Consider the following 23,639-nt stretch of genomic DNA (forward strand, 5'->3'; position numbering starts at 1 on the left):
CCCAAGTGTGATTTCTCCTCCGTCGAAATGACAAAACCTTGGCGACTTTGTGTCTTTGCGGCGAGATTTTTTTCTACAATTCACTTAAAGCGACATCTAACAATCGCACCATTTCATCTGCATTTTGTTTACTAAATGGCATTGGTGGTTTTATTTTTAAAACATTGTGCAAAGGTCCATCTGTACTTAATAAATAACCGTTGGCTTTCAGTTTTTCTACTACGATATCTATTTCGGGAACAGCAGGTTCCATAGTTGTTCTGTCTTTTACCATTTCGGCACCAATGAACAATCCATGTCCGCGAACATCACTAATAATAGGATGTTTTGCCATTAAACCTTTCAATCCATTCATTAAATAATTTCCAACTTCTAAGGCATGTTTTTGCATTTCTTCCTCCTGAATAACATCAAGAACTGCTAATCCTGTAGTCATTGACACGGGATTACCGCCAAAAGTGTTAAAGTATTCCAGTCCGTTATTGAAAGCATCTGCAATTTCTTCTGTTACAATTACAGCTGCCAAGGGATGACCGTTTCCAATTGGTTTTCCTAGAACAATAATATCGGGAACTACATTTTGCAATTCAAATCCCCAAAAATGATCTCCAATTCTCCCGAATCCAACCTGAACTTCATCTGCAATACAAACTCCTCCGGCTGCTCTAACATATTCGTAGGCTGTTTTTAGATAATTTTCCGGTAACGGAATCTGTCCTCCAACTCCCAGTAAGGTTTCACAAATAAATACGGCTGGCGCTTTATCTTCTTTTTTTAGGTCTTCAATGATTCTTTGTACATCTGCAGCGTATTTTTCTCCTGCATTTGTATCTCCATATTTATACGGACCACGATACAAATCCGGATTCATCGCTTTATGTATCCACGGCATTTGTCCAGATCCACCTTTACTGTCAAATTTATACGGACTCATTTCCATTGCCACAGTCGAAGTTCCGTGATACGCATGATCGAGTACAATAATATCTTTTTGTTTGGTAAAATGACGACTCATTCTGATCGCCAAATCATTGGCTTCACTTCCTGAATTTACAAAGTAACAAACACTTAATTTTGCGGGTAATGTCGCTGTTAGTTTATCAGCATATTCGGTAATAGCGTCATTTAGGTATCTGGTATTGGTATTTAAAGTTGCTATTTGCTTTTGCATTTTTCGAACCACAACGGGATGGCAATGCCCAACATGCGACGGATTATTTACACAATCTACAAAGGTTCTTCCCTTATCATCGTATAAATATTGTAAAGCTCCTTTGACAATTTTTAATTTGTCTTTGTATCCAATACTTAGATTTCTTCCTATTTTCTTTTTTCGAATATCAAGCAAATTGCTATAATCATCATCATTGATTACTCCTTCAAAACCACAAGCTCTCCTGAAAGCATCCTGTGCCTTGATTGGATTTATTTCGATCAATTTATACAACAAATCCCAAGCTGGTTTTTCAGTGATAAAATGATGTTCGTTGTTACTGTCTAATGACGCATTATATGCCGATTGGGTTACGCTTATGCAAAGTCGTCCGGCAATTAAATAATACAATAAATCTAATTCCTGCTCTGTAAGTGCGTATGCTTTATGATACCCTTCCACAATCAAAGCCGCTACAGCCAACGGATCTTTCTCGTCCAGCATCGCATACGTACAAGCGATTGCCAAATTATTGATAAGCGAAGTATAAACCATATCGCCAAAATCAATTAAACCGTTTATGCGATTGCCTTGTACTAATACATTGTAATCGTTGGCATCGTTATGTATATAAGCATGTCTCAGTCGGTATATTTGCGGCAATACTTCTGTATCAAACTGAAGTAAAAAATATCCTGCAATACGTCTTTTTTCGTGATTCAGAATATGTTTTAAATTATCACCCGCCTCACTCGCACGGCTAATATCCCAGATATAATTGCGGTGCATTCCCGGATGCGAAAAGTCTTGTAATGCATGATCCATTTTGCCTAAAAAAGAACCTAAATTATGATGTAATTCATTTGTTTTTACTTTTTCGTCAACCCAAAAAGTGCCTTCTAAGAAGTTTAGGATTCTGATGTAATAGGTTTTAGAATCTCTTACTATTTTAGTTAACTCTTCTCCCTCTTTATTGATACTAAAATGCTGAAAACAATCTGAAATATTGCTTTTTTTAAGATGCTGAATAATGTTTATCTGCGCTTCTAAAAAAGGAAACGAATGACTCTCATTGGATACTTTCAGAATGTATTTTTCATTTTTCTCATTCGATAAAAGAAAATTTAATTCGTCATATCCATTTAATGCTTTTACGGTCACAATTAATCCGTAATGTTCTTTTACTAAATCCTGAATAGTTGCTTCTGAAAAAGTCATTGCTATTATATTAAATTGTTTTTATATTTTTTTCGCTACGAATTCCATAATCCTGCAAGGTTTTCAAAACCTTGTAGGTATGATTACAGTTTTTTTTTCGCCACGAATTCCACGAATTAACACTAATTACTATGCCTACTCTATTTAAAAAAATTCGTGCTCATTCGTGGAATTCGTGGCTAACTTTTTTTGTTTCTTTATTACACCTACAACGTTTCGAAAACCTTACAGGAATGTCTGTAGCTATTTTTTTTTACCACAAATTCCGCAAATTAGCACAAATTTTTACGCACTATACTTAAAAAAAATTCGTGAATTCGTGGCTAACTTTTATTTCCATGTTCTTATGTTTTTTTTAGCCACGAATTACACTAATTACACTAATTACTATGTGTATTCTATTTAAAAAAATTCGTGCTCATTCGTGAAATTCGTGGCTAACTTTTACTTCCCAGCTAACTCTTATTTCCAAATTACGGCTTGTGCCGGTTGCAATGGATTTTGTCCTACCAGTATTTTGCTTCCTTGTGGAATTGGTAAGTTTATAGGTTCGTTTGTGTAGTTTACACCTACATAAAAACCATCTCTCCATTCTACATAAACTCCTTTTGGCAAGTCTTCGATGGCTATTTTGGCACGTTCGTAAACCGTTCTTACTACTTGTCTTTCTAAGTTTCCGTCTTTACTTTCTGCGCCAATATACGTAATGGTTCCTTTTCCTAATTTTCTGGTAACTGCTGCTGCTTTACCTTTATAAAACTGATCTGTATACGTAGCCAAAACTTCTGTTCCTGGTTTCGGATTTAGCACATCTGCCCAGGTATTCCATTTGTAGGTATTCGTTCCGGCAGTAATTGTACCGTTTACGTCTTCTACAAGCATATCAAAAAACTCTACATCGGCTCCAATTAACGGAACGATTGGTGCACTCCATTTGGCTTCAAAGAAATGTCCGTTTCTGTCCTTTTGACCTGTACGACAAGATAGGATTAAGTTTCCTCCGTTCTCCACATATTTAGTCCATTTGTCGACCAATTTCTGATCAATCAATTGGTAAGCCGGAGCGACAATAAACGGATAAGCAGAAAAATCATCTTCTTCTGTAATAAAATCCATAGGCGCGCCAGTCGATTTTATAGCAGATGTGTAGGTGTTTCTATGTTTCCACGTATTCCAAAACTCAGTTTGTTTTTGGTTTTCCAGATCCCAAAGGTTTTCGTGACTCCATAAAAATCCTGTTTTTCTTTTCGAAAGATTCTCCGGAATTACCGCTTTTGGATTGTATTCTTTACGAAGCATTTTCATGTCTTCGATAGATTGTACAAACTCTTTTCCGCCTTCACTTAGTGTTACTCCATCAGTTCCAACAATTCCGTCGTGATACATTTCACTGCTTCCCAGTGGATGTCTGTATCTGTACGTACACGTAAAAGAACAGCCTCCGCCAAAAGCTTGCGAAATCCACATATGAACCGTTCCCGGTAGCAATTGCGGATTTATCCCTGCCCAGTTTACTTGTCCGGGTTGCAATTCCATAACACCCGTAACACCGGTAATAGATCTGTAATAATCATCGGCTTCCGAGATTTTATTAGGATGTCCTATTCTAAAACTTTCACCACCTAACGGATTTCTTCCGCTTACCGGATACATTGTGTAAGTGATAAAATCCATTTTGTTGGCACTTCTTGGATCAGCATCATAGATTACATTCGTAAAGTTGGTTGTTATCCATTGTTTTGGATCAACATACTTTCGAAGTATTTCCGCTTGTCTGTTTAAATATTCTCCTTGCGCATCTGATGTAAATCTTTTAAAATCCAAAACTGCATGCGGACTTAGTTTGTCTTCAACATAAATTTCTGCATTCGGTATAACAATTTGTTCAAAGTTATTATAGCGCGTACTCCAGAAATTCCCTACCCATTCTGTATTTAGTTTTTCGATTGTTCCGTATTTGGCTTTAAGCCAAAGTTGAAATGCTTTGCGGGCAGAAGGACTAAAATCGGCAGTCCCCAAAGGTTCATTGTCGATTTGCCAACCCATAATGTTTTTATTCTTACCGTATCTTTTTCCTAATTCGGTTACAATCTGATCTGTAAATTCACGGTATTTTTCATTTGTAATAGATACATTCGCTCTATTACCATGTTCTCTGCGACGTCCGTTTGCATCCACCAAATAAATTTCAGGATATTTCTCTCCCATCCAAGCCGGAGGAGTTGGCGTTGGCGTGCAAAGAATTACTTTTAATCCTTCTTTTTCGGCTATAGCCAAAGCATCATCAAGCCATTTGAAATCATATTTCCCTTGTTCAGGTTCCATATAAGTCCAGGCAAATTCTGCAAAATGCGTAAATTCGAATCCTAACTTTTTAATGTTTTTTAAATCACGTTCCCATTGTTCTCTTGGCCATTGTTCCGGATAATAATAAACCCCGATTTGCATTAAATCAGGCTTTGAGAAAAAACGCTGCGGATCTTTTTTCTCTGTTGCTGTAGTTTTTTTGCTTTGCGAAAAAACTGGTATAGAAATGCAATTCGCAATAAGCAACGTCGTTAATAAAATTTTTGTGAATGATATATTTTGGTTGAACATACTTTGTATTGTTGTGTGTTAATCAAATTTAGATAGTTAGTTTTAACTCGCTGCGTGTAATTTATAAACCATATAATTAAACACATAGAAACATAGGTTTTATTCTTTAAAAGAGATTATAAAAAAGAAATATATTTCTTCACACATAGCTATGTGCATTAATGCGAAGTGAAACGCCTTTCTTTATCGTGTACAAAATCTATGTTTCTATGTGTTAAAAATTTTCTCTCGCAGATTTAGAAGATTAAGCAGATTTCTTTTCAATGTTTTATCATTTATATAATTATGTATTTAATCAAAACTCCAGAGGAGTAATATATTTATAGTCAATATACAAGCTCATTAAATCAAGCCCGAGGCGGCGGGCGACATTATCATTTTCCTACCAGATCAATAAATATCTCACCCCGATGGGGTTTTCCTATATCTTTTTTCATTTTTCTATAAATATGTCGTCCCGCTGGGACTTAAAATTAATCAAACATATAGAAACATAGGTTTTATTCTTTAAAAGAGATTATAAAAAAGAAATATATTTCTTCACACATAGCTATGTGCATTAATGCGAAGTGAAACGCCTTTCTTTATCGTGTACAAAATCTATGTTTCTATGTGTTAAAAATTTTCTCTCGCAGATTTAGAAGATTAAGCAGATTTCTTTTTAATCTTTTTTACCAATTAGATTTAATTTTAACTATTTATCTTCTAAAAGTAGCATTAAATAATGAGAGGCAGACCAACTAAAGCTAAAGGCTTCTAATCCTTTTCCAGTAACTGGCTGATAGTTCTCTCTAATTGTCGTGCCTTTGTCTAAAACTCCTTCGGCATTATAAATTAGTTTGTGGGCCAATTCATTTGCTTCTTTTGTGTAGCCGTATTTTTCTAATCCGTTTATTCCAAAATAACTTTGGTCTAACCAAACCGGTCCTCTCCAATAGCCGCCTTCCGGTTTAAACTTAGGATGATTTGCCGCCAATGTTGGTAACGGAACAAAAGTGTTTAGCGAATTAGTGTCCAGCATGTTTACTTTTGCTGCTTTGGCTTGTTCTGCTGTCGCTACCTCTGCCCAAATTGGTAAATATCCTTCGCATCCCATTGCTTTTATCAATGTTTTTCCGTCGATTGTTGTGTCGTAAAACCAACCCGTTTCAGCATCCCAAAACTGACTTTGAATTTTAGCTTTTAAAGTTACACTTTCGTCTTTCCATTTTTTAGCTTCTTCAGTCAATTTTAAAACCTCTGCCATTTTATTCAAATAGTTTTTCTCAGCGTATAAAAACGAGTTTAAATCAACACTTTCCTGATCTAATGAATAGGCTTTTTCTCCGTTTTTCAGGATTTTGCTATCATCAAAACGAACCGCATTGTCCATTCCGCTTTCCCATTTTGCTGCGATTACGGTTCCATCTGTTGAACCAAATTCGCATAAACCATCCTGATCGTGATCGCGCTCTTTATACCACCAATTGTGATATGATTTTAATTTTGGATAAAACTCTTTTAGAAAATTGACATCTTTCGTTTTTTTATAAATTTTCCAGATTGCCCATGCAGCAAGCGGCGCTTTTGTGTTTCGGTAGTTGTTTTCTTCCAGAAGATTATTTCTATAGATACAATCCGGAATAAATCCGTTTGGTTCCTGATAATCGAATAAAGCACGCATTTGATTCTTTGCCAACTCACCGTCATAATTGGCAATGGCAACAGCATGTTTCCAACTGTCCCAAGCCCAAAAACCGTGAAACCATTCGTAATTATAACTCGGAAAAAGTCCGCCATGTTTTAATCCTTCCGCAGCAATTCTCGTATTGTTTTGTAATGTCAATACTAGTTTTGCAACTAAATCAGAATAAACAACGTCTTTGTAAATGCTTTTCTTTTTGGCAATCAATTGCGCCAATTGCTTTTCTTTTTCTTTTTGTGTGTTACTCAATACGATATTGAATGTTGCTTTTGTAATGGCTTCATTTTCATTTTTCCATGAATATTGTGCAAAAATAAATGTCTGAGAAACAACAATCTCTTTAGTTTCATTTGGTTTTAATACCAGTTTTTCTGTCTGCGCTTTATATCCTTGTTTTGTAATTTCAATTTCAGGATTACTATTCAAAAACTGAATATAACCTGTCGCTGTACTTTTCGTGGAAACAATTTTTAAAGTCTTACCTTCTTTAGAAAGTTGTAAATCATCTAAAAATATATTCGAATCATACGAAGGAAAAAGTGTGATCTCCTTCCCTGATTTATTAGTAATGCTTGTTTTCTGTAATGCCGAATGTCCGGATAAAAACACCAATTGCTGTTTTACCTCCAGTTTTTCGTTTTTAAATTCTTGTTCTAAATGGCTGTTGTAGCTGTTTTGACTAACTAATGAACTTTTCCAATTGATAACTTCTTGGTTATTTTCATCCTTTAGCTGCAGCGAAACAAACGAAGGACTTAACCAAACGCCATTTTGTTCTGTCATTAAAAATGGTCCTGAAAACCCCGCCTGTACTTCTGTCGGCTCTAAAAAACCAAATCCAAACCATGCACCTTTGTCTGAGAATGCCAATGATTTTCTGTCTGTAGCGTTTGTTGGGTTTCCCTTATAATTTATACTGTTTTTGGCAGATTCTAATATTGGAAAGCTCTTTTGTGACCAACCCAATTGGACTATAAAAAAGGATGCAAGAATGAAAAATATTTTCTTTTTGCCCATGTTATTTTGTTTTTATGGTGTGTTTTTATTTAGATATAATATACTAATATTTTTTATGCAGATTTCGCAGATTTTAGCAGATTTTTTTAATTCTTTTAAATCATTTATCCCGATAGCTATCGGGAGTGGCATTTTTTAAACGCAAATATCTCTTCGCTATACTAAATATTTCTCTCGCAGATTTTGCAGATTGAGCAGATTTTTTTTCTAATCTTCTTTTTTTAAACAATAATTCTGCAAGGTTTTCAAATCACAGTGTGTTAAATGTTTTAAAAAAAAAGTTCGCCACGAATTGCACAAATTATCACGAATTATTTTAAAAATAATCAACTTAATAAATTAGTGTAGATTCGTGGAATTCGTGGCGAAAAAACCTTTAATTGAATTCTTTTATCAGATGATTAATGTGCTTGTACTTCTGTCAAAGGAATTGGGTAAAAGTTGTTTTTTGATGCATCAAAACCTGTTCTTCCAACGGCATCAAGTGCAGCTTTTGCTTTTCCCCAACGGCGTAAATCGTAAAAACGGTAGTTTTCAAGAGGAAATTCTATGATTCTTTCGTGCTCGATTTGTGCTTTTACTTCGGCAGTACTTGTTCCCGTCATTCCCGGCATATCTGCTCTTGCACGAACTTTGTCAATATACGGAATCGCTTCTGCCGGACGTCCTAATTCGTTCAATACTTCGGCTTGCATCAATAATACGTTCGCATATCTCATCAACGGAATATTGATTGCGGTAAACTCCTGATTCATTTTTTCCTGAGTGTTTGGTATATATCTGCGATATACAGGTTTGTCTGTACCTCCAAATTTTTCATCATAAGTTGTTCCTAATACCAATGGGTTATTTGGATCATTGAAATAAGGATCTTTGAAGAAAATTGTGCTGTAAAGACGTGTATCGTAATTTCCTGTAGTTGCAATTTTTCCTTCTTTTTTGAATTCGCTTACAAGCATTGCACTCGGAAGAATTTCGTCCCAACCTCCAAGTTCAGATGATGCCATCCAGTAGTGAAGCGCGTTACGATAGAAAGCTCCATTTGCTGTAGTTTCTGTGAATTGCAATTCAAAGATCGATTCTTTGGTATTTTTGGTAGTTCCGTCAAACATTGAAACATAATCTTTTACCAACTCATATCCTTGCACTTTATTCAATGCTGCAAGTGCTTCGTTTAAGAATACTTGTTTTTGAGAAGTTTCTTCATAGGCTCTTGTCAAATAAGCAAATCCAAGGTAACTATTTGCTGCTCCACTAGTTGCACGACCTGTTTTGTCTGCTGATTGTTTTGCAGGAAGTACATCGGCAACGGCTTTGAATTCACTTGTAATAAAATCCCAGGCTGCTACTCGTGTTGACAATGGAATATTTAGATCGCTTTCTTTAGTAACATATTTATTTCTGATATAAATCTGATCCCAGTTAAGCAGCAATTTCATGTGATAATAAGCGCGTAAAAAACGAGCTTCTGCATCAATTTGTTTGCGATCAGCATCGTTTAATGTTGCTGCCGGAACTTGTGGCAATTTGTCAATTACCTGATTGGCATTACTGATTCCTCTGTAATTAATTTTCCAATAACTGGTAAACTGACTGTTTCCGTTGGTGTAGGTAAATGTCGAAAGTTCTACCCAGTTTTGGTAGTTCAAAGCGTCGCTTCCTAATTCGTTTATGTCTTCGCGATAAGCCTCAACGGGCCATTTTACTTCGGCGAAAGCCCATTGGTCAACGGCACATTCAAGCTGAGAATACGTTGATGCTAAAGCAGATTCGGCGTCGGCTTTACTTCTCCAGAAATTATCTGAAGTAAGTTGGTCCGGAGATTGTTGGTCCAGATAATCACTACAACTTGTGATAGTGAACAGACCTATAGTTGATAATATTAAAAATATCTTTTTCATGATAATGTCTTTTTTAAATAGAATTAAAATATATACTGAACTCCAGATACAAATGATCTTGTAAATGGATACACAAAACGGTCAACACCTGTGTCAATTACTGAGGCACGTGAGAATTCAGGGTCAATTCCTGAATAATTGGTGATGGTAAACAAGTTCTCAACACTTACATAAAATCTAAGTTTGTCGATTTTTGCTTTTCCTAACATTTTGCTCGGAATAGTATATCCCAATTGCAATTGGCGCATTCTAATAAAATCTCCACTTTCAAGAAAACGATCTGATTCACGACTGTTTCCATTAGGATCCTGCAATACTGCACGTGGAATATTACTGTGATTTTCCGGTGTCCATGAATTTAATGTCGAAGCCAACATATTGGTTCCTGAATTCATAGATTCGTAGAAATATCTGTTTCCATTATATAATTTATTACCCCAACCGCTTCCAATTAAAGCTGAGAAATCGAAACCTTTATAACTTGCGCCTAAACTTAGGTTTACTTCTAATTTTGGTAATCCTGTTCCTGCATATGATTTGTCATTTTCGTCAATAACTCCGTCTCCATTCAAATCTTTGAAACGAATATCTCCGGGCTGGGCATTTGGCTGTAATAAAACTCCGTTTTTGCTGTGTGCGTTTACTTCTTCTACAGATTGGAAAATACCATCTGTACGGTATAAATAGAATGCACTAATTGGGCTTCCTACACGTGCCTGAGTTGGAAAATGTTCTGTATCGAATTTCAATCCTTGTCCGTAGATTGTCTGTCCTTCGTTTGCCAATTCTACAACTTTGTTTTTAAGTGTAGTAAAGTTTAAACCTGCATTGTATTTGAATTCGTTAACCTGATCGCGATAATTTACTTCAAATTCAAATCCGCTGTTGCTGATTTTACCTACGTTAAGAACCGGATCGTCGATTCCTGCTGATGGAGCCAGTTTTTTGGTAATCAGTAAATTGTCTGTTACATTATGATAGTAGTTCATCGAACCGCTGATTTTTCCTTTCAAAAGGGTATAATCAAGACCAATATTTTTAGAATCTGTAGTTTCCCATTGTAGGTTTCTGTTTTCTAATGCTGTTGCAATACTTCCCGGCCACGGATTACTTCCAATTCCTTGTACATAACCATTTCCTAAAGTATTTCCGGTTTTAATTAATGTATTTGCTGAGTAATATCCTAAAGCAGCTTCGTTACCCAATTGTCCCCAGCTTGCACGTAATTTTAAAGTAGAAAGAATCATATCTTTTGGAAAGAAATCTTCTTGCTCGATTTTCCATCCTAAAGCTACAGATGGGAATGTTCCCCAACGGCTGTCTTCTCCAAATTTAGACGAACCATCTTTTCTAACAGTTACTTGTAATAAATAACGATCGTTGTAAGAATAGTTTAACCTGCTAAAAAATGACACACGATTGTATTGAAATTTTGAACCATCTGCAGTATAGGTTCCTCCTCTTCCTGCTCCAATGGTTTCAAATCCGGGATCCAGAAATCCAGATGGACGATCAACGGAAACTAATTGTCCGTTTTCTACCGTATAATCTGTTGTTTTTCCTTCTACGCTTACCTCATTCCAGTTTGATGATTGGCTGTTGAAAGTATTACCAAGCATTAATCCAAAAACGTGTTTTCCAAAGGTTTTATCGATTGTGATGATATTGTCTAAGATTTGCTCGTTCCAAGTTGTTCTTAATTCAGATTGCATTGGATAAAGATGCACTTCTTTTGGATTTGCAATAAACGGCGGAAAATGTGCTGTTTGCTGGTTGTTTTTAACGCGATAAGAATATGCTAATTTGTATTTTATCCAAGGTGCAATGTTTGCTGTTATGGCAATATTTGCAGTTAAATCCTGTCCTACGTCATTGCTTTTTCTAAAGTGTTCTTCGGCAACTGGGTTTGTTGCAGCCGGTAAACCGTCTTTGTCAGCCAATCCGTAACCGTATGGTTGTGTTGCATCATAAACAGGAACTAAAGGTGCCATTGTATAGACTTCTTTCAATTGAAAGTTGGGTAATGCATTTTGTGTTCCTATATATGCCATTTTTCCGTCAACATCAAAAATAGATTTTTTGAAACTGACTCTTGCACTGGCCGTTTGCTGACCAAATTCATTATCGATTACGATACCTTTTTGCTTTACGAAATTACCATATAACGCAAATTTAAAATCACCTTGTCTTCCCTGAACTCCTAAACCGTAATTTTGAGTAAATCCAGAACGGAAAACTTCATCCTGCCAATCTGTATTTACATTCGACGGAGCCGTTATATAAGCGGGAAGCGGTTTTGGTGTAGTTGCATATTTATTGTACTCATCATACATTCTTTTATTCACCGTACGATATCCGTCAGCGTCTAATAAATCTAATGTTTTTGATGGGTTTGTAATGCTTAAAAAGGAGCTGAAATCAACTTTTACGCCTTCTTTTTGTCCATTTTTAGTAGTAACGATAATTACTCCATTGGCGGCAACTGATCCGTAAATTGCAGCCGCAGCACCATCTTTAAGAACCTCCATAGATTCTATATTGGTTGGGTTAATGGTGTTAATAGATCCCTGAAATCCGTCAATAATATAAAGTGGTTCTGTTGCTCCAAAGGTATTTACCCCACGGATTTTTACGCTTACAGAAGCTCCTGCAACACCACCGCTTTTTTGCACGTTTACCCCTGCAACTAAACCTTGAAGTGCCTCGGCAGGACTTGTTGTGGCTCTGGTTTCAAGACTTTCTTTTTTAACGGTAGAAATTGCTCCGGTTACGTTACTCTTCTTTTGAGAACCGTAACCAATAATTACTACTTCATTTAATTTATTGGTTTCTTCCTGCATAACCACATCAAATTCTGTGCGGTTATTTACGGCTTCGCTTTTTCCTATGAATCCCATATACGAAAAAACGATAATTGGATCTGAAATACTTGACGAATATACGAGCGTATAATTTCCGTCAATATCTGTTGCTGCATTGTACTTAGAGTCTTTGATAGAAATACTTACACCTGGCAGTGTATTGTTTTTATCATCAGTAACTTTTCCTGAAATTGTTTTTTGCGCTTGTGCAAAATTGATGTTTGGCAACCACAAACATAGCAGTAGTGGAATCCAATTAAGGTTCCTAACTAGTAGTTTTTTCATTTTGGCAATGGTTTTTTGGTTAATTAAAATTTTTCTTTTTTGTTTTTTTTTATTTGTATGCAAGCAATTTATTTAATCAATGGTGGTAAAGCACTGACCAAATAAATTGCGGTATTCTCATTCTTGGGACTTTGATATAAGCTTTAGTTCTAATTCGGCTTATAAGTCAAACTTAATTCCTTGTGCTAACGGCAAACTAGTGGTATAGTTGATTGTATTCGTTTGTCTTCGCATGTAAACTTTCCAGGCATCAGAGCCGGATTCTCTCCCTCCGCCTGTTTCTTTTTCTCCACCAAAAGCACCTCCAATTTCGGCACCTGATGTTCCAATATTAACATTGGCAATTCCGCAATCAGATCCTGTAACAGATAAAAACAACTCGGCCTCTCTTAAATTATTGGTCATAATTGCCGAAGACAATCCTTGTCCTACACCATTCTGGATTGCAATTGCATCCTCTACAGTTCCTGAATATTTTAATAAGTACAATACCGGGGCAAAAGTTTCGTGTTGTACAATTTCAAATTTGTTGTCAGCTTCAGCAATTGCAGGTTTTACATAACAGCCGCTTTCGTATCCTTCTCCTGAAAGTACGCCGCCTTCAACAAGGATTTTTCCACCTTCGGCAACTACTTTTTCAAGTGCTTGGTTGTACATTTCAACAGCATGTTTGTCGATTAACGGACCAACATGATTGTTCTCATCCAATGGGTTTCCAATGCGTAATTGTTTGTAGGCAGAAACTATCGCATCTTTAACTTTGTCATAAATACTTTCGTGAATGATCAAACGACGTGTTGACGTACATCTTTGTCCTGCAGTTCCTACAGCGCCAAAAACGGCTCCAATAACGGTCATTTTAATATCTGCATCCGGCGTAACAATGATGGCATTATTTCCGCCTAATTCTAATAATGAACTTCCTAAACGTCCCGCAACTACCTGCGCAACAATTTTACCCATACGAGTAGAACCTGTAGCCGAAATTAATGGTACTCGTTTATCACTTGTCAACAACTCTCCTATTTTGTAATCGCCATTGATCAGGCAAGAAATTCCTTCCGGAAGATTGTTTTCTTTGATTACTTCAGCAATAATATTTTGACAGGCAATTCCGCAAAGAGGCGTTTTCTCAGAAGGTTTCCAAACGCAAACATCTCCGCAAATCCAAGCCAAAGCTGTATTCCATGCCCAAACTGCTACCGGAAAGTTGAATGCCGAAATGATTCCAACAACTCCCAAAGGATGGTATTGTTCGTACATTCTGTGTCCCGGACGCTCTGAGTGCATTGTTAAACCGTGTAGCTGACGCGAAAGTCCTACGGCAAAATCACATATATCGATCATTTCCTGAACTTCTCCGTAACCTTCCTGCAAGGATTTACCCATCTCATAAGAAACCAGTTTTCCTAAAGCTTCTTTGTTTTTGCGTAATTTTTCTCCAAACTGACGAACGATTTCTCCACGTTGTGGCGCTGGCATTACTCTGAATTGTTTGAAAGCAGCTGTCGCCGATTCCATTACTTTCTCATAATCTGCCGCAGTCGACGTTTTAATTTTTCCAATTAATTCTCCATCAACCGGAGAATAACTTTCTAAAATTTCTCCGTTCGAAAAATTATTTAATCCTGTTGAAGTTCCTTCGTTAATTTCCTTTATTCCTAATTGGTCCAAAGCTTCTTTAATTCCGAATCCTAATTCTGTTTTTGTCATTCCGACTTTTTTTTATTTGTTATTCTGTCTTCCTCAATCGTTTGCGGATAAATCAAAAAAAATATTTAACACATAGAAACATAGATTTATATTGCGTATAAAGGCGTTTCACTTAGCATTAATGCACATAGCTATGTGTTAAGAAATGTGTTTCTTTTTTATTGCCTTTCTCAAAGTAAAAAACTATGTTTCTATGTGTTAAAATATTTGCGCCTAACGAGTTTAATTATTTAGTTTCCTGCAACTTTACATCAGTACTTTCAAAAATTTTATCAGCAGATGAAGCCACAAATCCCTGGTACAATTCTCCGTTTGCCATTGGGTAACGAAGTGCAAATTCATAATAACAAGATGGAATTTCAATTGCCCCTTCTTCAAAGTCTACTACATATAAATCAGCCAATGTGCTTGATTGTTCCAGTAATTGTTCCGGAGTACCTTTGATTTTTCCACCAGATGCGTTAAGTTTCCATCCACTTTCTTCTACGAAATTGTTTAATTCTTCTAATGTTTTAAACTCTTTTAAAGCATTCGTATTTATAGTGAAGTGATTCGCTCTAAAACCGTAAACGTACATCCACGCTGCATATTCAGATTCTTCTAATAATGATTTGTAGATCGCTTGTGAGTTTCCTTTCCAAACAGATCCACTTAAAACCAATTCAGGATCGTTGAATACATTTTGATCACAACTGTTCAATATATTCTGTACTGTCTCTTGTAATTCAGTGGAGCATTTTTCTAATTCCAATTCAGAAATAAAGATTCTTGGAGCGCTTTTATCCGTTGCATGCTCATAATGTTTGGCATATAATTTTTTAGTTTCAAAATTATATTCGCCTTTTGCCTCATAACCAACATTTAAAAAAGGTTTTTCTAATACATCAATATTAACACGCTTATCATTGAAAGTACGAATTGCGATATGATCATTCTGGATTTCTTCACCTCTCTCTTCCAGTAATTCATGTATTTTTTTTGCAGATGGAGTAATATCTGCATATTGCTCCCATAATTTTGTAAGTAATTGATTTTTATCCATTTCAGTAATATAAAAATAGTGTTAGTATGACACAAATCTATACAATATAGTGTTGATATAACATTCAATAGGTACGATTATTGACAACACGACATATTTTGTGATAATTTTTGTATTTTTGACACTTTCAAAAGGAGTTTTAACAAAAGAATTGTCAAAATTGTAGAATCAATAAACAAACACAGGCCATGGCAAGCATTAAGAAGAATGAAAATACTGACTATTTAGATCGAGAAATCATGCAGAAACTCAGTGAGAACGGGAGAATACCATTCTCAGATCTCGCCAAAGAATTAAACATATCAAATTCATTGGTGCATTTAAGAGTCAAAAAATTACAAGAAGCAGGAATTATTACAGGTTTTTCTGTAAAGTTAAATGCCAAAGAACTTGGTTTTGAAACCATTACCTATACCGGAATCGTTACCAAAGAAGCCCGATACTCTTATTCTATTGCCGAAAAACTGAAGGAAATTCCGGAAGTGATCGAATGTCACTGGGTTTCCGGAAAATATGCTTTATTTATAAAAATTGTTTCATTTAATAATGAAGAACTTCGTAAGATTTTATACGAACAAATCCACCAAATTGAAGGTGTTGGAAGTACGGATTCGTTTTTCTCCTTTGGTGCTGCGTTTGAGAAGAATTTGCCGGTTTAAAAATTAGACTCGTAGAAGCAAGATTATAGAAGAAAGACTTAGCGCCTTTGCGTCTTTGCGCGAGATTTCTTCGCCATTAGATTATATATCTTTTCTTAACTTAATTACATTGTTCGTTGAGTCCCAATCAGCAATGTCATTAAGTTATGTCTAAAAAAATAAAATTATTGCAAATAAAATCCGTTTTTATCCGCGTTTTCGCTTAGCGAATCAGTAAAATCAGCGTCTAATTTTGACGCGGATAAAACAGATTTACTTCGTAAAAACGCGGATAAAAACGGATTTTTCAAATTACTGTTTTGATTAAACTGTTAAGTAATTTTATAGGTTTCCTTAACTTAATGACATTGCCCGTAGGGACTTTATCTTTGAAAATTAAATAAGAAACGAAACACGTAAAATGAAAAATTCACCCTTTTTATGATGTAAATTCTATTAATAATTACTAAATTTATGTTCTAAAATCGTTTTTTATGAAAAATTACATCTTACTATTTGTTGCTGTTTTGGCACTATCATTTAATTCTTGTACAACGATGAAGAATACCACCAGCTCTTCTGATCTTTACAATACAACTTGGGAATTAGAATATATTTCTGGTCCTCGTATTGCTTTTGAAGGTCTGTTTCCGGACAAAAAACCGTTTATAAAATTTGACGAAAGCAAAAAAGAAGTTTTCGGAAATGCAGGCTGCAACGGATATAGCGCTCCTTATACTTTAAATGGAAAATCTCTTAGTTTTGGAGAACAAGGTCCGGCTACCATGATGTATTGCGAAGGTGGCGGTGAACAAACATTTACACAAATGATTAGAAAAATCGATTCGTATTCTATTGATAAAGACGGCAAACTTAATCTATTGATAAAAGATGTGCCAATGATGAGATTTAAAAAAGTGGCTAAATAAACAAAAAGCTATTTCCTTAGATATATAAAAAGTCCTTCAATCTGTTGAAGGGCTTTTTTGTTTGTAATAGTATTACAACTTTTACAATATAGAGCACATTATAATCAAGTCTCGCACGATTGAAACCGTCTGCTAATTGAAATAAAATCGAATTTCAGAGAAGCCAAATAATTATTTCTATTTAAATAATTAAAATCTTATTTCACCCCGATGGGGTTCTATTATGGACACGTGTTTATTTTCTATAAATATGTCGTCCCGTTGGGACTAAAACAGATACATCCAATTTACAAGGCTTGATTTGCTCCAGAGGAGCAATATATTTATAGCAAATTTGTATTAATTCATAAAAGTAAGCTCCAGAGGAGCGAAATAATTCTTTTTGTATAATAATTACATATCACCCTTAAATGAAGTTCTATTATAGAAGTATTTATATCTTCAATAAATGTGTCACCTTGGTTGGTATTGAAAACTAATTATCTTAAAAGACGGGCATTTAAATCTATAGTCCCTTCTTTCTTATTCAATAATGTAAATATTTACAAAAACACATTACATTAAAAAATAATTAAAATAAGAATATACTGAAAAAACAGGTACTATTAATCATCACCATCTCGTATTTATTTCTTAAATTTACACCTCCAAATAAAAAATCAAACTCCTTTTATAAGCCTAACAGAATCCTTTTGTCAAGTTCTTTTTGATGAAACACCTCCACATAAAAATGAATCTGTTGAAACTTTTTTTCGAAAAAAATATTCCGTGATAAAATTAATTTCATGACAGAAAAAAACCATTCTGTAGCATATTTTTCTTTCTGTGATAAAAAGATATTTAATTTTAATAACGAATTAAACAAATAACCAGGCACAATAATACTCCCCAAAAAAAAATGCTTGAAAAGAAAACAATATTGATTGGATGTGATGATACTATGGTTTTAGCCAAAGTATTAAATATCGTGTCTATGATATCCGATTTTACAATTTCAACAGTTTGCGTTTCAAGAGCCGCCGATTTAAATCCTACAGCAGAATCATTAAATCCCGACTTGATTTTTTTGTGTTTCAGAAACAACCAGTCCATTATAAATGATCCCAATTTTAATTCCTGCAAAGATGGTATTCCAATTCTGTGCTTAACCAAAAGTGATGAATGTGAATCCTTATGCTGGTCAAAAAATTGTATTGTTTTTACGTATTCTTATAACCATTTACATAATTCCGAATATTTACTCTATAGAATCCGATCTATATTTCTACTCAAAAAAGGAGAAACAAAAAATAATATTCCGATGTCATTTGCAGAAGCAGCATTTCAAAAGAATAACAACAATAAATTAAGCCATTACGTAATGGAACTTGATCAAAAGATTGAAGTGCTATTAAAAGTAAAAGAACGCATTTCATATCTCTATCCCAATGTTGACGATAGCACGAGAATCGAATTAATGTCGATTGTAAATTCGATAAAAACCGTCGCCAACGATAATAAGCTTTGGGATGATTTCAAAATCTATTTTGAACAATCGAATCCCAATTTTCTTTTGGCTCTAGCCAAAAAACATCCTTCGCTAAGCTCCAAAGATTTAAAATATTGTTGTTACATCAAAATGAATATGAGCAACAATGACATCACAAATCTCCTTGGTATCAATCAGGAAAGCGTACGAACCCATAAGTACCGCCTGAAAAAGAAATTGACCCTAAAAAAAGAACAAGACATTATCTCGTACCTGAGAACTGTTTCTTAGATAAATCCACACAAAACAACCTCAATATTTGTCATTTCAAGGAACGAGATCTGAGCGATAGCGAACAGACGAAGTAATCACACACGAAATTCGAGAAAGACAAGATTGGGTTTACATTGCGAATGATGGATTGATCCCGAGGCTTCGGGACATCCCTACAATATATTTTGTTCCTGCGGAACTGCTTAAAAAATTCCAACACCTGCTTTGTCATTTCGACCGAAGGGAGAAATCACACACGAAATTAACACAAAGTAACTCCACGATTTGTCATTTCAAGACACGTACACCAAACCCAACAAGTTTTAAAAAACTCTTGGGTTTATTGGAGCGAAAAAAAATTGCGTTTACATTGCGAATGATGGATTGATCCCGAGGCTTCGGGACATCTCTACAATATGTTTTGTTCCTGCGGAACTGCTCAGAAAAATTCCAACACCTGCTTTGTCATTTCGACCAAAGGGAGAAATCACACACGAAACTCCGCACAGAATGTCGCCAATCTTTGTCGAATTGCAAGTGTGATTTCTCCCTTCGGTCGAAATTGACAAGCTTGTGCATGATGAATTAATCCGTTGAAACGAAATCGAAATAGCAAAAAACCAAAATCTCCCACACACTTTCTATCCTACAAAATAAATAGACAAAATGCATTTTGTCTATAAAAAGTGCATTTTGTCTATATTTTGTCTACAACAACATCAAATATCTTTTGATTATGTACACGAAAAGTACATTACAAATTATTCGTACAGATCTAATTCTCAATTACTTTTACAATAGCCATCACTAATTTATTTAGCAATTATGGTTAATCAATTTAAGAGTTAATACGATGATCAATCAATCACTTCAATTTACGAAAAATTTGTTGGGACAGTTTTTAAAAAACCGTTTTGGTTTGGATGAAGACAAAATAGTCCTGAATTATCTTATTGAGCCAAGTGGTAATTTACCAAAAGTAAATCAGAACAAAGTCGTTTTATCCTTAATCAATATTGAAAAAGAAACCAACCAGCCTTTTTATATCAGAAACAAAAAATTAGAAGACGGGAGTTACTCTAATTTCAATCCAACAGAAAAATACAACATCGACTTATTGATTAGCAGCAACTTTGACGATTATACGGAATCCCTAAAATTTCTGGATGCGATTATTGCCTTCTTTCAGATTAATAATTATGTCGATTCTTCATCCTCCTCTTCGATACCCGACGGTTTGAGCAGATTAGAATTTGAATATGAAAAAATATCGTACCACCAGATGCATAGTTTGTGGACTGCAATGGCGGCAAAATATCAGCCTTCTATTATTTACAAAATGAAGCTGATAAAAGTTCAGGGTCACGAAATTATGGAAATTATACCGGCTGTAAAAAGTACCAACAACAATATAGCCCAATGACGAATACTAATTACATAAAGATCTTTGGCACTGCAGCTTATCACACTTTTTTTGATAACGGAAAATGCAATTGCCTTCACTTTATTCCAAATCATAAAACTGACAAAACGTTAAAAAAATTCGGCTTTAGAATAAATCCTATTTCAAACGGATTTAATTTATATTCAAATACAACTTCTTCTTTATCAGACTTATTAGATTATATTTCTAAAACTACGCAACAAGATTATTTTGAATTTGATATCAAATGCAGTAATCCCAATTTCATTCTTTTTACCGCAATTCCCGTTAACTGGATTGGAGCAATTAATTATTCCAGTCAGGATCCTAAAAACCAAAACAATAATGGCACAATAACACTCAGCCAAACTTTGGAAACTGAGATTATGCCTTCACATTTTGGACATTTAAAAATATACTTCGCCGATATATTGAAGGAGCAAAATAATGCTTCTGATATACTTTTTAAAATAAATTTCACTGCAAGAGCAACGCAATGGCAATATTATTTTATCAATAAAAATGCTGTTCCGCTAAACAATCCTTCGATTACCGAAAAAGAAAACATACAATTTGACGGACCACAAACAGTAACAATTCAAACCGGCGAGTCGGCACTCTTATTTACTTCAGATAAAACTTTTATTACACTTAGCGAAAAACCGAAATACAAGTTTGATTTAATAACCAAAAGTGCTTCAAATTCATCCAGTCAAAATAATACAAAGAGCAAAGTAATCATAAAAGGTCTTCCTGTTCCTGATGTTTCCCGAATAGGAATTATCGAGAATAATGATCAAAACCAAGTCGCATCACCAATGTATATCTATCTATAAAAAACTATTAAAAATGAACATTAAAAACTAAAATCAATGAATTTATCTACCATCCAAACTCCTGGTGTTTACATTCAAGAATTAAATGCTTTTCCCAATTCAGTTGTTGCAGTTGCTACAGCCGTACCAGCATTTATAGGGTACACACCTCAGGCCTCTTACGAAGGAAAATCGTATACGAATGTGCCGGTAAAAATCACATCATTTGCTGATTTTCAAGCTTTTTTCTGTTTACCGGACCCACCTGCTCCTGCAAGTCCCGCTAAGCAATACAGCCCTGAATATTATCTGGCAGCGCAAAAAAGTCAACCTCTAAGGGGAGATTATATGCAAATTGCCGGAACCTATTATTCAATCGTTCCCGATCCTAACACGGTTTATTATCTGTACAATAGCGTAAGGCTTTTTTACGAAAATGGCGGTGGAGATGCTTATATTGTTTCGGTTGGTTCTTACGGACCTCCGTCACAAAAACCAGCAACTCCGGGAATTCCCGTTGTAAACCCAAATGTGCAATTGAATGACTTGACAAACGGTCTTGCGTTATTGAAAAATGAGCAGGAACCAACGATGTACATTTGTCCGGAAGCTACTTTGTTAAGCTTAGAAAACAATGGTACATTGATGGAGGCAATGCTTCTTCAGTCGACACAAATGCAAACGGCAATGTGCTTGTTTGACATTATTGGAGGCGACGATCCGGATCCAATCTTGTACATTCAGGACATTGCAAATTTCAGAATGAACACAGGTTCAAACGGATTAAACTACGGAATGGCGTATTATCCTTTTGTAGGAACTACAATAATGCAAAATTCTGATATTGATTACACGAATTTATTTGGCGGAGATTTAAAACAACTAGAGCCAATTCTTAATCCTCCAAGTGCTCCCAACGCAGCGGTTGCAACAATTATTGCCAATATTCAAAGTCCTACAAGTACTTTGACAGTAACACAAAACAATAATGCACTTTTGATTGCGAGCCAAACGTATTCTTTGATGATTAAGCACATCTTGTCTGATGCTAATATCCTTCCTCCAAGTGGTGCTATGGCAGGAGTTATTACTACTGTAGACAATGCAATTGGTCCGTGGGAAGCGCCTGCAAACACTTCTATTGTTGGAGTATCGTCATTGCCAATTTCTATTTCTGAGAGTCAGCAAGGCAATCTAAATGTCGATGCCGTTTCCGGTAAATCTATCAACGCGATCAGAACATTTAATGGTTTAGGAATTTTAATCTGGGGATCAAGAACATTAGACGGAAACAGTCAGGACTGGAGATATATTCCGGTACGCAGAACCATGATTTTCTTGGAGCAATCTTGTAAACTGGCGGCTCAGGCTTATGTTTTTCAACCTAATGACAAGAATACCTGGGAAGCCGTAATCTCAATGATCAGTAGTTTTCTTAACTCGATCTGGAAACAAGGCGGTTTACAGGGAGCGAGCGCCTCTGATGCTTTTTCAGTATCCTGTGGATTAGGTTCTACAATGACTGCCGACGATCTTTTGAATGGTTTTATGAATGTTACTGTAAAAGTAGCAGTTGTACATCCTGCTGAATTTATCGTATTGACATTTCAACAGCAAATGGCAACTTCCAGTTAATCAAATCAATACTCTAGTAAATCAAATACATTTTTAATTTAAAAATAAAATATTATGCCACCACCAGATGACGGAAGCGCACAAGGCGCAACATGGCCGATGCCAAAGTTTAGGTTCGAAGTAGACCTTGGAACCGAATTAACAAAAGTAGCTTTTCAGGAAGTTACAGGAATGGATGTCGAAAATCAAATTATAGAATATCGTAAAAGTAACAGTCCGCTTTTTTCTGTAGAGAAAATGCCGGGAATAACTAAATACGGAAATATTACTATGAAGCGAGGCATCTTTGTAAATGACAATACCTTCTGGGATTGGCATCAGCAAGTCGTAATGAATACGATTAAAAGAAGAACGGTTCTAATAAAACTATTAGACGAAAAAGGCGGTGTAACCATGCAATGGACTCTAAATAATGCATGGCCAACTAAAATTACCAGTACAGATTTAAAATCTGATGGAAACGAGGTTGCGGTAGACACTATAGAAATTGCGCACGAACAACTGATCATAAAAAATGGCGGTAAATAATGGATTATCCAGTTAGCTTTTATTTTACGCTGTCCTTTGCCGGTGTAGATGCAGCTTTCAAAGAAGTGTCCGGAATTTCTAAAGAATTAAGCGTAGAAGAAATTGTTTGTGGAGGCGAAAACAGGTTTAAATACCGCCTCCCAACGGTTTCTAATAGTTCAAACTTAGTTCTTAAAAGAGCCATGGTGCCTGCAGGATCACAGTTGGTAAATTGGTGTGCCAACTGCATCGATCAGGGATTATCAAACCCAATCCAGCCCAAAAATGTGATCTTAAAACTGCTCAATGCCTCAGGTGTTGTATGCATGCAATGGACTTTTAACAATGCCTATCCGGTAAAATATTCCGTTTCTGACCTAAACTCTCAGGAAAGCAATATTGCGATAGAATCTATTGAACTTGCCTACACCTATTTTGATATTTCTAAGGATACAAAATTTGATAAACTTTTTACGTAA

15 protein-coding genes are annotated in these 23,639 nt (G+C 35.4%); 8 read left to right on the forward strand and 7 right to left on the reverse strand.

Going from position 1 to position 23,639, the window contains the following annotated elements; all coding sequences use genetic code 11:
• Positions 1 to 73: 73 nt before the first annotated feature.
• The 7 genes from EAH81_RS10505 to EAH81_RS10535 all read right to left on the reverse strand — a co-directional run bounded on the left by EAH81_RS10505 (position 74) and on the right by EAH81_RS10535 (position 15,472).
• Positions 74 to 2,371, reverse strand: coding sequence for an aminotransferase class III-fold pyridoxal phosphate-dependent enzyme (locus EAH81_RS10505; RefSeq protein ID WP_140506699.1), 2,298 nt, complete (start codon positions 2,369 to 2,371; stop codon positions 74 to 76).
• 462 nt (positions 2,372 to 2,833) lie between these two features.
• Positions 2,834 to 4,969: a beta-galactosidase gene (locus EAH81_RS10510; RefSeq protein WP_140506701.1), complete on the reverse strand. Its 2,136-nt coding sequence runs from the start codon at positions 4,967 to 4,969 to the stop codon at positions 2,834 to 2,836.
• A 694-nt stretch (positions 4,970 to 5,663) separates the two neighbouring features.
• On the reverse strand, positions 5,664 to 7,670 hold the full coding sequence (locus EAH81_RS10515) for an MGH1-like glycoside hydrolase domain-containing protein (RefSeq protein ID WP_140506703.1): 2,007 nt from the start codon (positions 7,668 to 7,670) through the stop codon (positions 5,664 to 5,666).
• 401 nt (positions 7,671 to 8,071) lie between these two features.
• The gene (locus tag EAH81_RS10520) at positions 8,072 to 9,571 is read right to left on the reverse strand and encodes a RagB/SusD family nutrient uptake outer membrane protein (protein WP_140506705.1); all 1,500 of its coding nucleotides are present in this window, start codon (positions 9,569 to 9,571) and stop codon (positions 8,072 to 8,074) included.
• Positions 9,572 to 9,594: 23 nt separating this feature from the next.
• A complete protein-coding gene (locus EAH81_RS10525) occupies positions 9,595 to 12,717 on the reverse strand; it encodes a SusC/RagA family TonB-linked outer membrane protein (RefSeq protein WP_241676550.1) in 3,123 nt (1,040 codons plus the stop codon).
• A gap of 159 nt (positions 12,718 to 12,876) precedes the next feature.
• A complete protein-coding gene (locus EAH81_RS10530; protein WP_140506707.1) occupies positions 12,877 to 14,430 on the reverse strand; it encodes an aldehyde dehydrogenase family protein in 1,554 nt (517 codons plus the stop codon).
• 226 nt (positions 14,431 to 14,656) lie between these two features.
• The gene (locus tag EAH81_RS10535; protein WP_140506710.1) at positions 14,657 to 15,472 is read right to left on the reverse strand and encodes a DUF1338 domain-containing protein; all 816 of its coding nucleotides are present in this window, start codon (positions 15,470 to 15,472) and stop codon (positions 14,657 to 14,659) included.
• A gap of 188 nt (positions 15,473 to 15,660) precedes the next feature.
• Between EAH81_RS10535 and EAH81_RS10540 the strand changes: the two genes are divergently transcribed.
• The 8 genes from EAH81_RS10540 to EAH81_RS10575 all read left to right on the forward strand — a co-directional run bounded on the left by EAH81_RS10540 (position 15,661) and on the right by EAH81_RS10575 (position 23,639).
• The gene (locus EAH81_RS10540; RefSeq protein ID WP_140506712.1) at positions 15,661 to 16,131 is read left to right on the forward strand and encodes an Lrp/AsnC family transcriptional regulator; all 471 of its coding nucleotides are present in this window, start codon (positions 15,661 to 15,663) and stop codon (positions 16,129 to 16,131) included.
• A 473-nt stretch (positions 16,132 to 16,604) separates the two neighbouring features.
• Positions 16,605 to 17,039, forward strand: coding sequence for an META domain-containing protein (locus EAH81_RS10545; protein WP_140506715.1), 435 nt, complete (start codon positions 16,605 to 16,607; stop codon positions 17,037 to 17,039).
• An 898-nt stretch (positions 17,040 to 17,937) separates the two neighbouring features.
• On the forward strand, positions 17,938 to 18,798 hold the full coding sequence (locus EAH81_RS10550; protein WP_140506717.1) for a helix-turn-helix transcriptional regulator: 861 nt from the start codon (positions 17,938 to 17,940) through the stop codon (positions 18,796 to 18,798).
• An 835-nt stretch (positions 18,799 to 19,633) separates the two neighbouring features.
• Positions 19,634 to 20,203, forward strand: a complete 570-nt coding sequence (locus EAH81_RS10555; protein WP_140506719.1) for a Pvc16 family protein — start codon at positions 19,634 to 19,636, stop codon at positions 20,201 to 20,203.
• Positions 20,200 to 21,039 carry a hypothetical protein gene (locus tag EAH81_RS10560; RefSeq protein WP_140506721.1) on the forward strand — a complete coding sequence of 280 codons (840 nt, stop codon included), beginning with the start codon at positions 20,200 to 20,202 and terminating at the stop codon, positions 21,037 to 21,039. Before EAH81_RS10555 ends, EAH81_RS10560 begins: the two co-directional genes overlap by 4 nt.
• A gap of 36 nt (positions 21,040 to 21,075) precedes the next feature.
• Positions 21,076 to 22,653: a phage tail sheath family protein gene (locus tag EAH81_RS10565; protein ID WP_140506724.1), complete on the forward strand. Its 1,578-nt coding sequence runs from the start codon at positions 21,076 to 21,078 to the stop codon at positions 22,651 to 22,653.
• A gap of 54 nt (positions 22,654 to 22,707) precedes the next feature.
• Positions 22,708 to 23,181 (forward strand): phage tail protein, encoded by a 474-nt coding sequence (locus EAH81_RS10570; protein ID WP_140506726.1) that lies wholly within the window; start codon positions 22,708 to 22,710, stop codon positions 23,179 to 23,181.
• Complete coding sequence (locus EAH81_RS10575; RefSeq protein ID WP_140506729.1) at positions 23,181 to 23,639, forward strand: phage tail protein; 459 nt, start codon at positions 23,181 to 23,183, stop codon at positions 23,637 to 23,639. The genes EAH81_RS10570 and EAH81_RS10575 overlap by 1 nt, the downstream gene beginning before the upstream one ends.

Origin of the sequence: Flavobacterium pectinovorum (assembly GCF_006438875.1) — a bacterium.
Lineage (GTDB): Bacteria > Bacteroidota > Bacteroidia > Flavobacteriales > Flavobacteriaceae > Flavobacterium > Flavobacterium pectinovorum_A.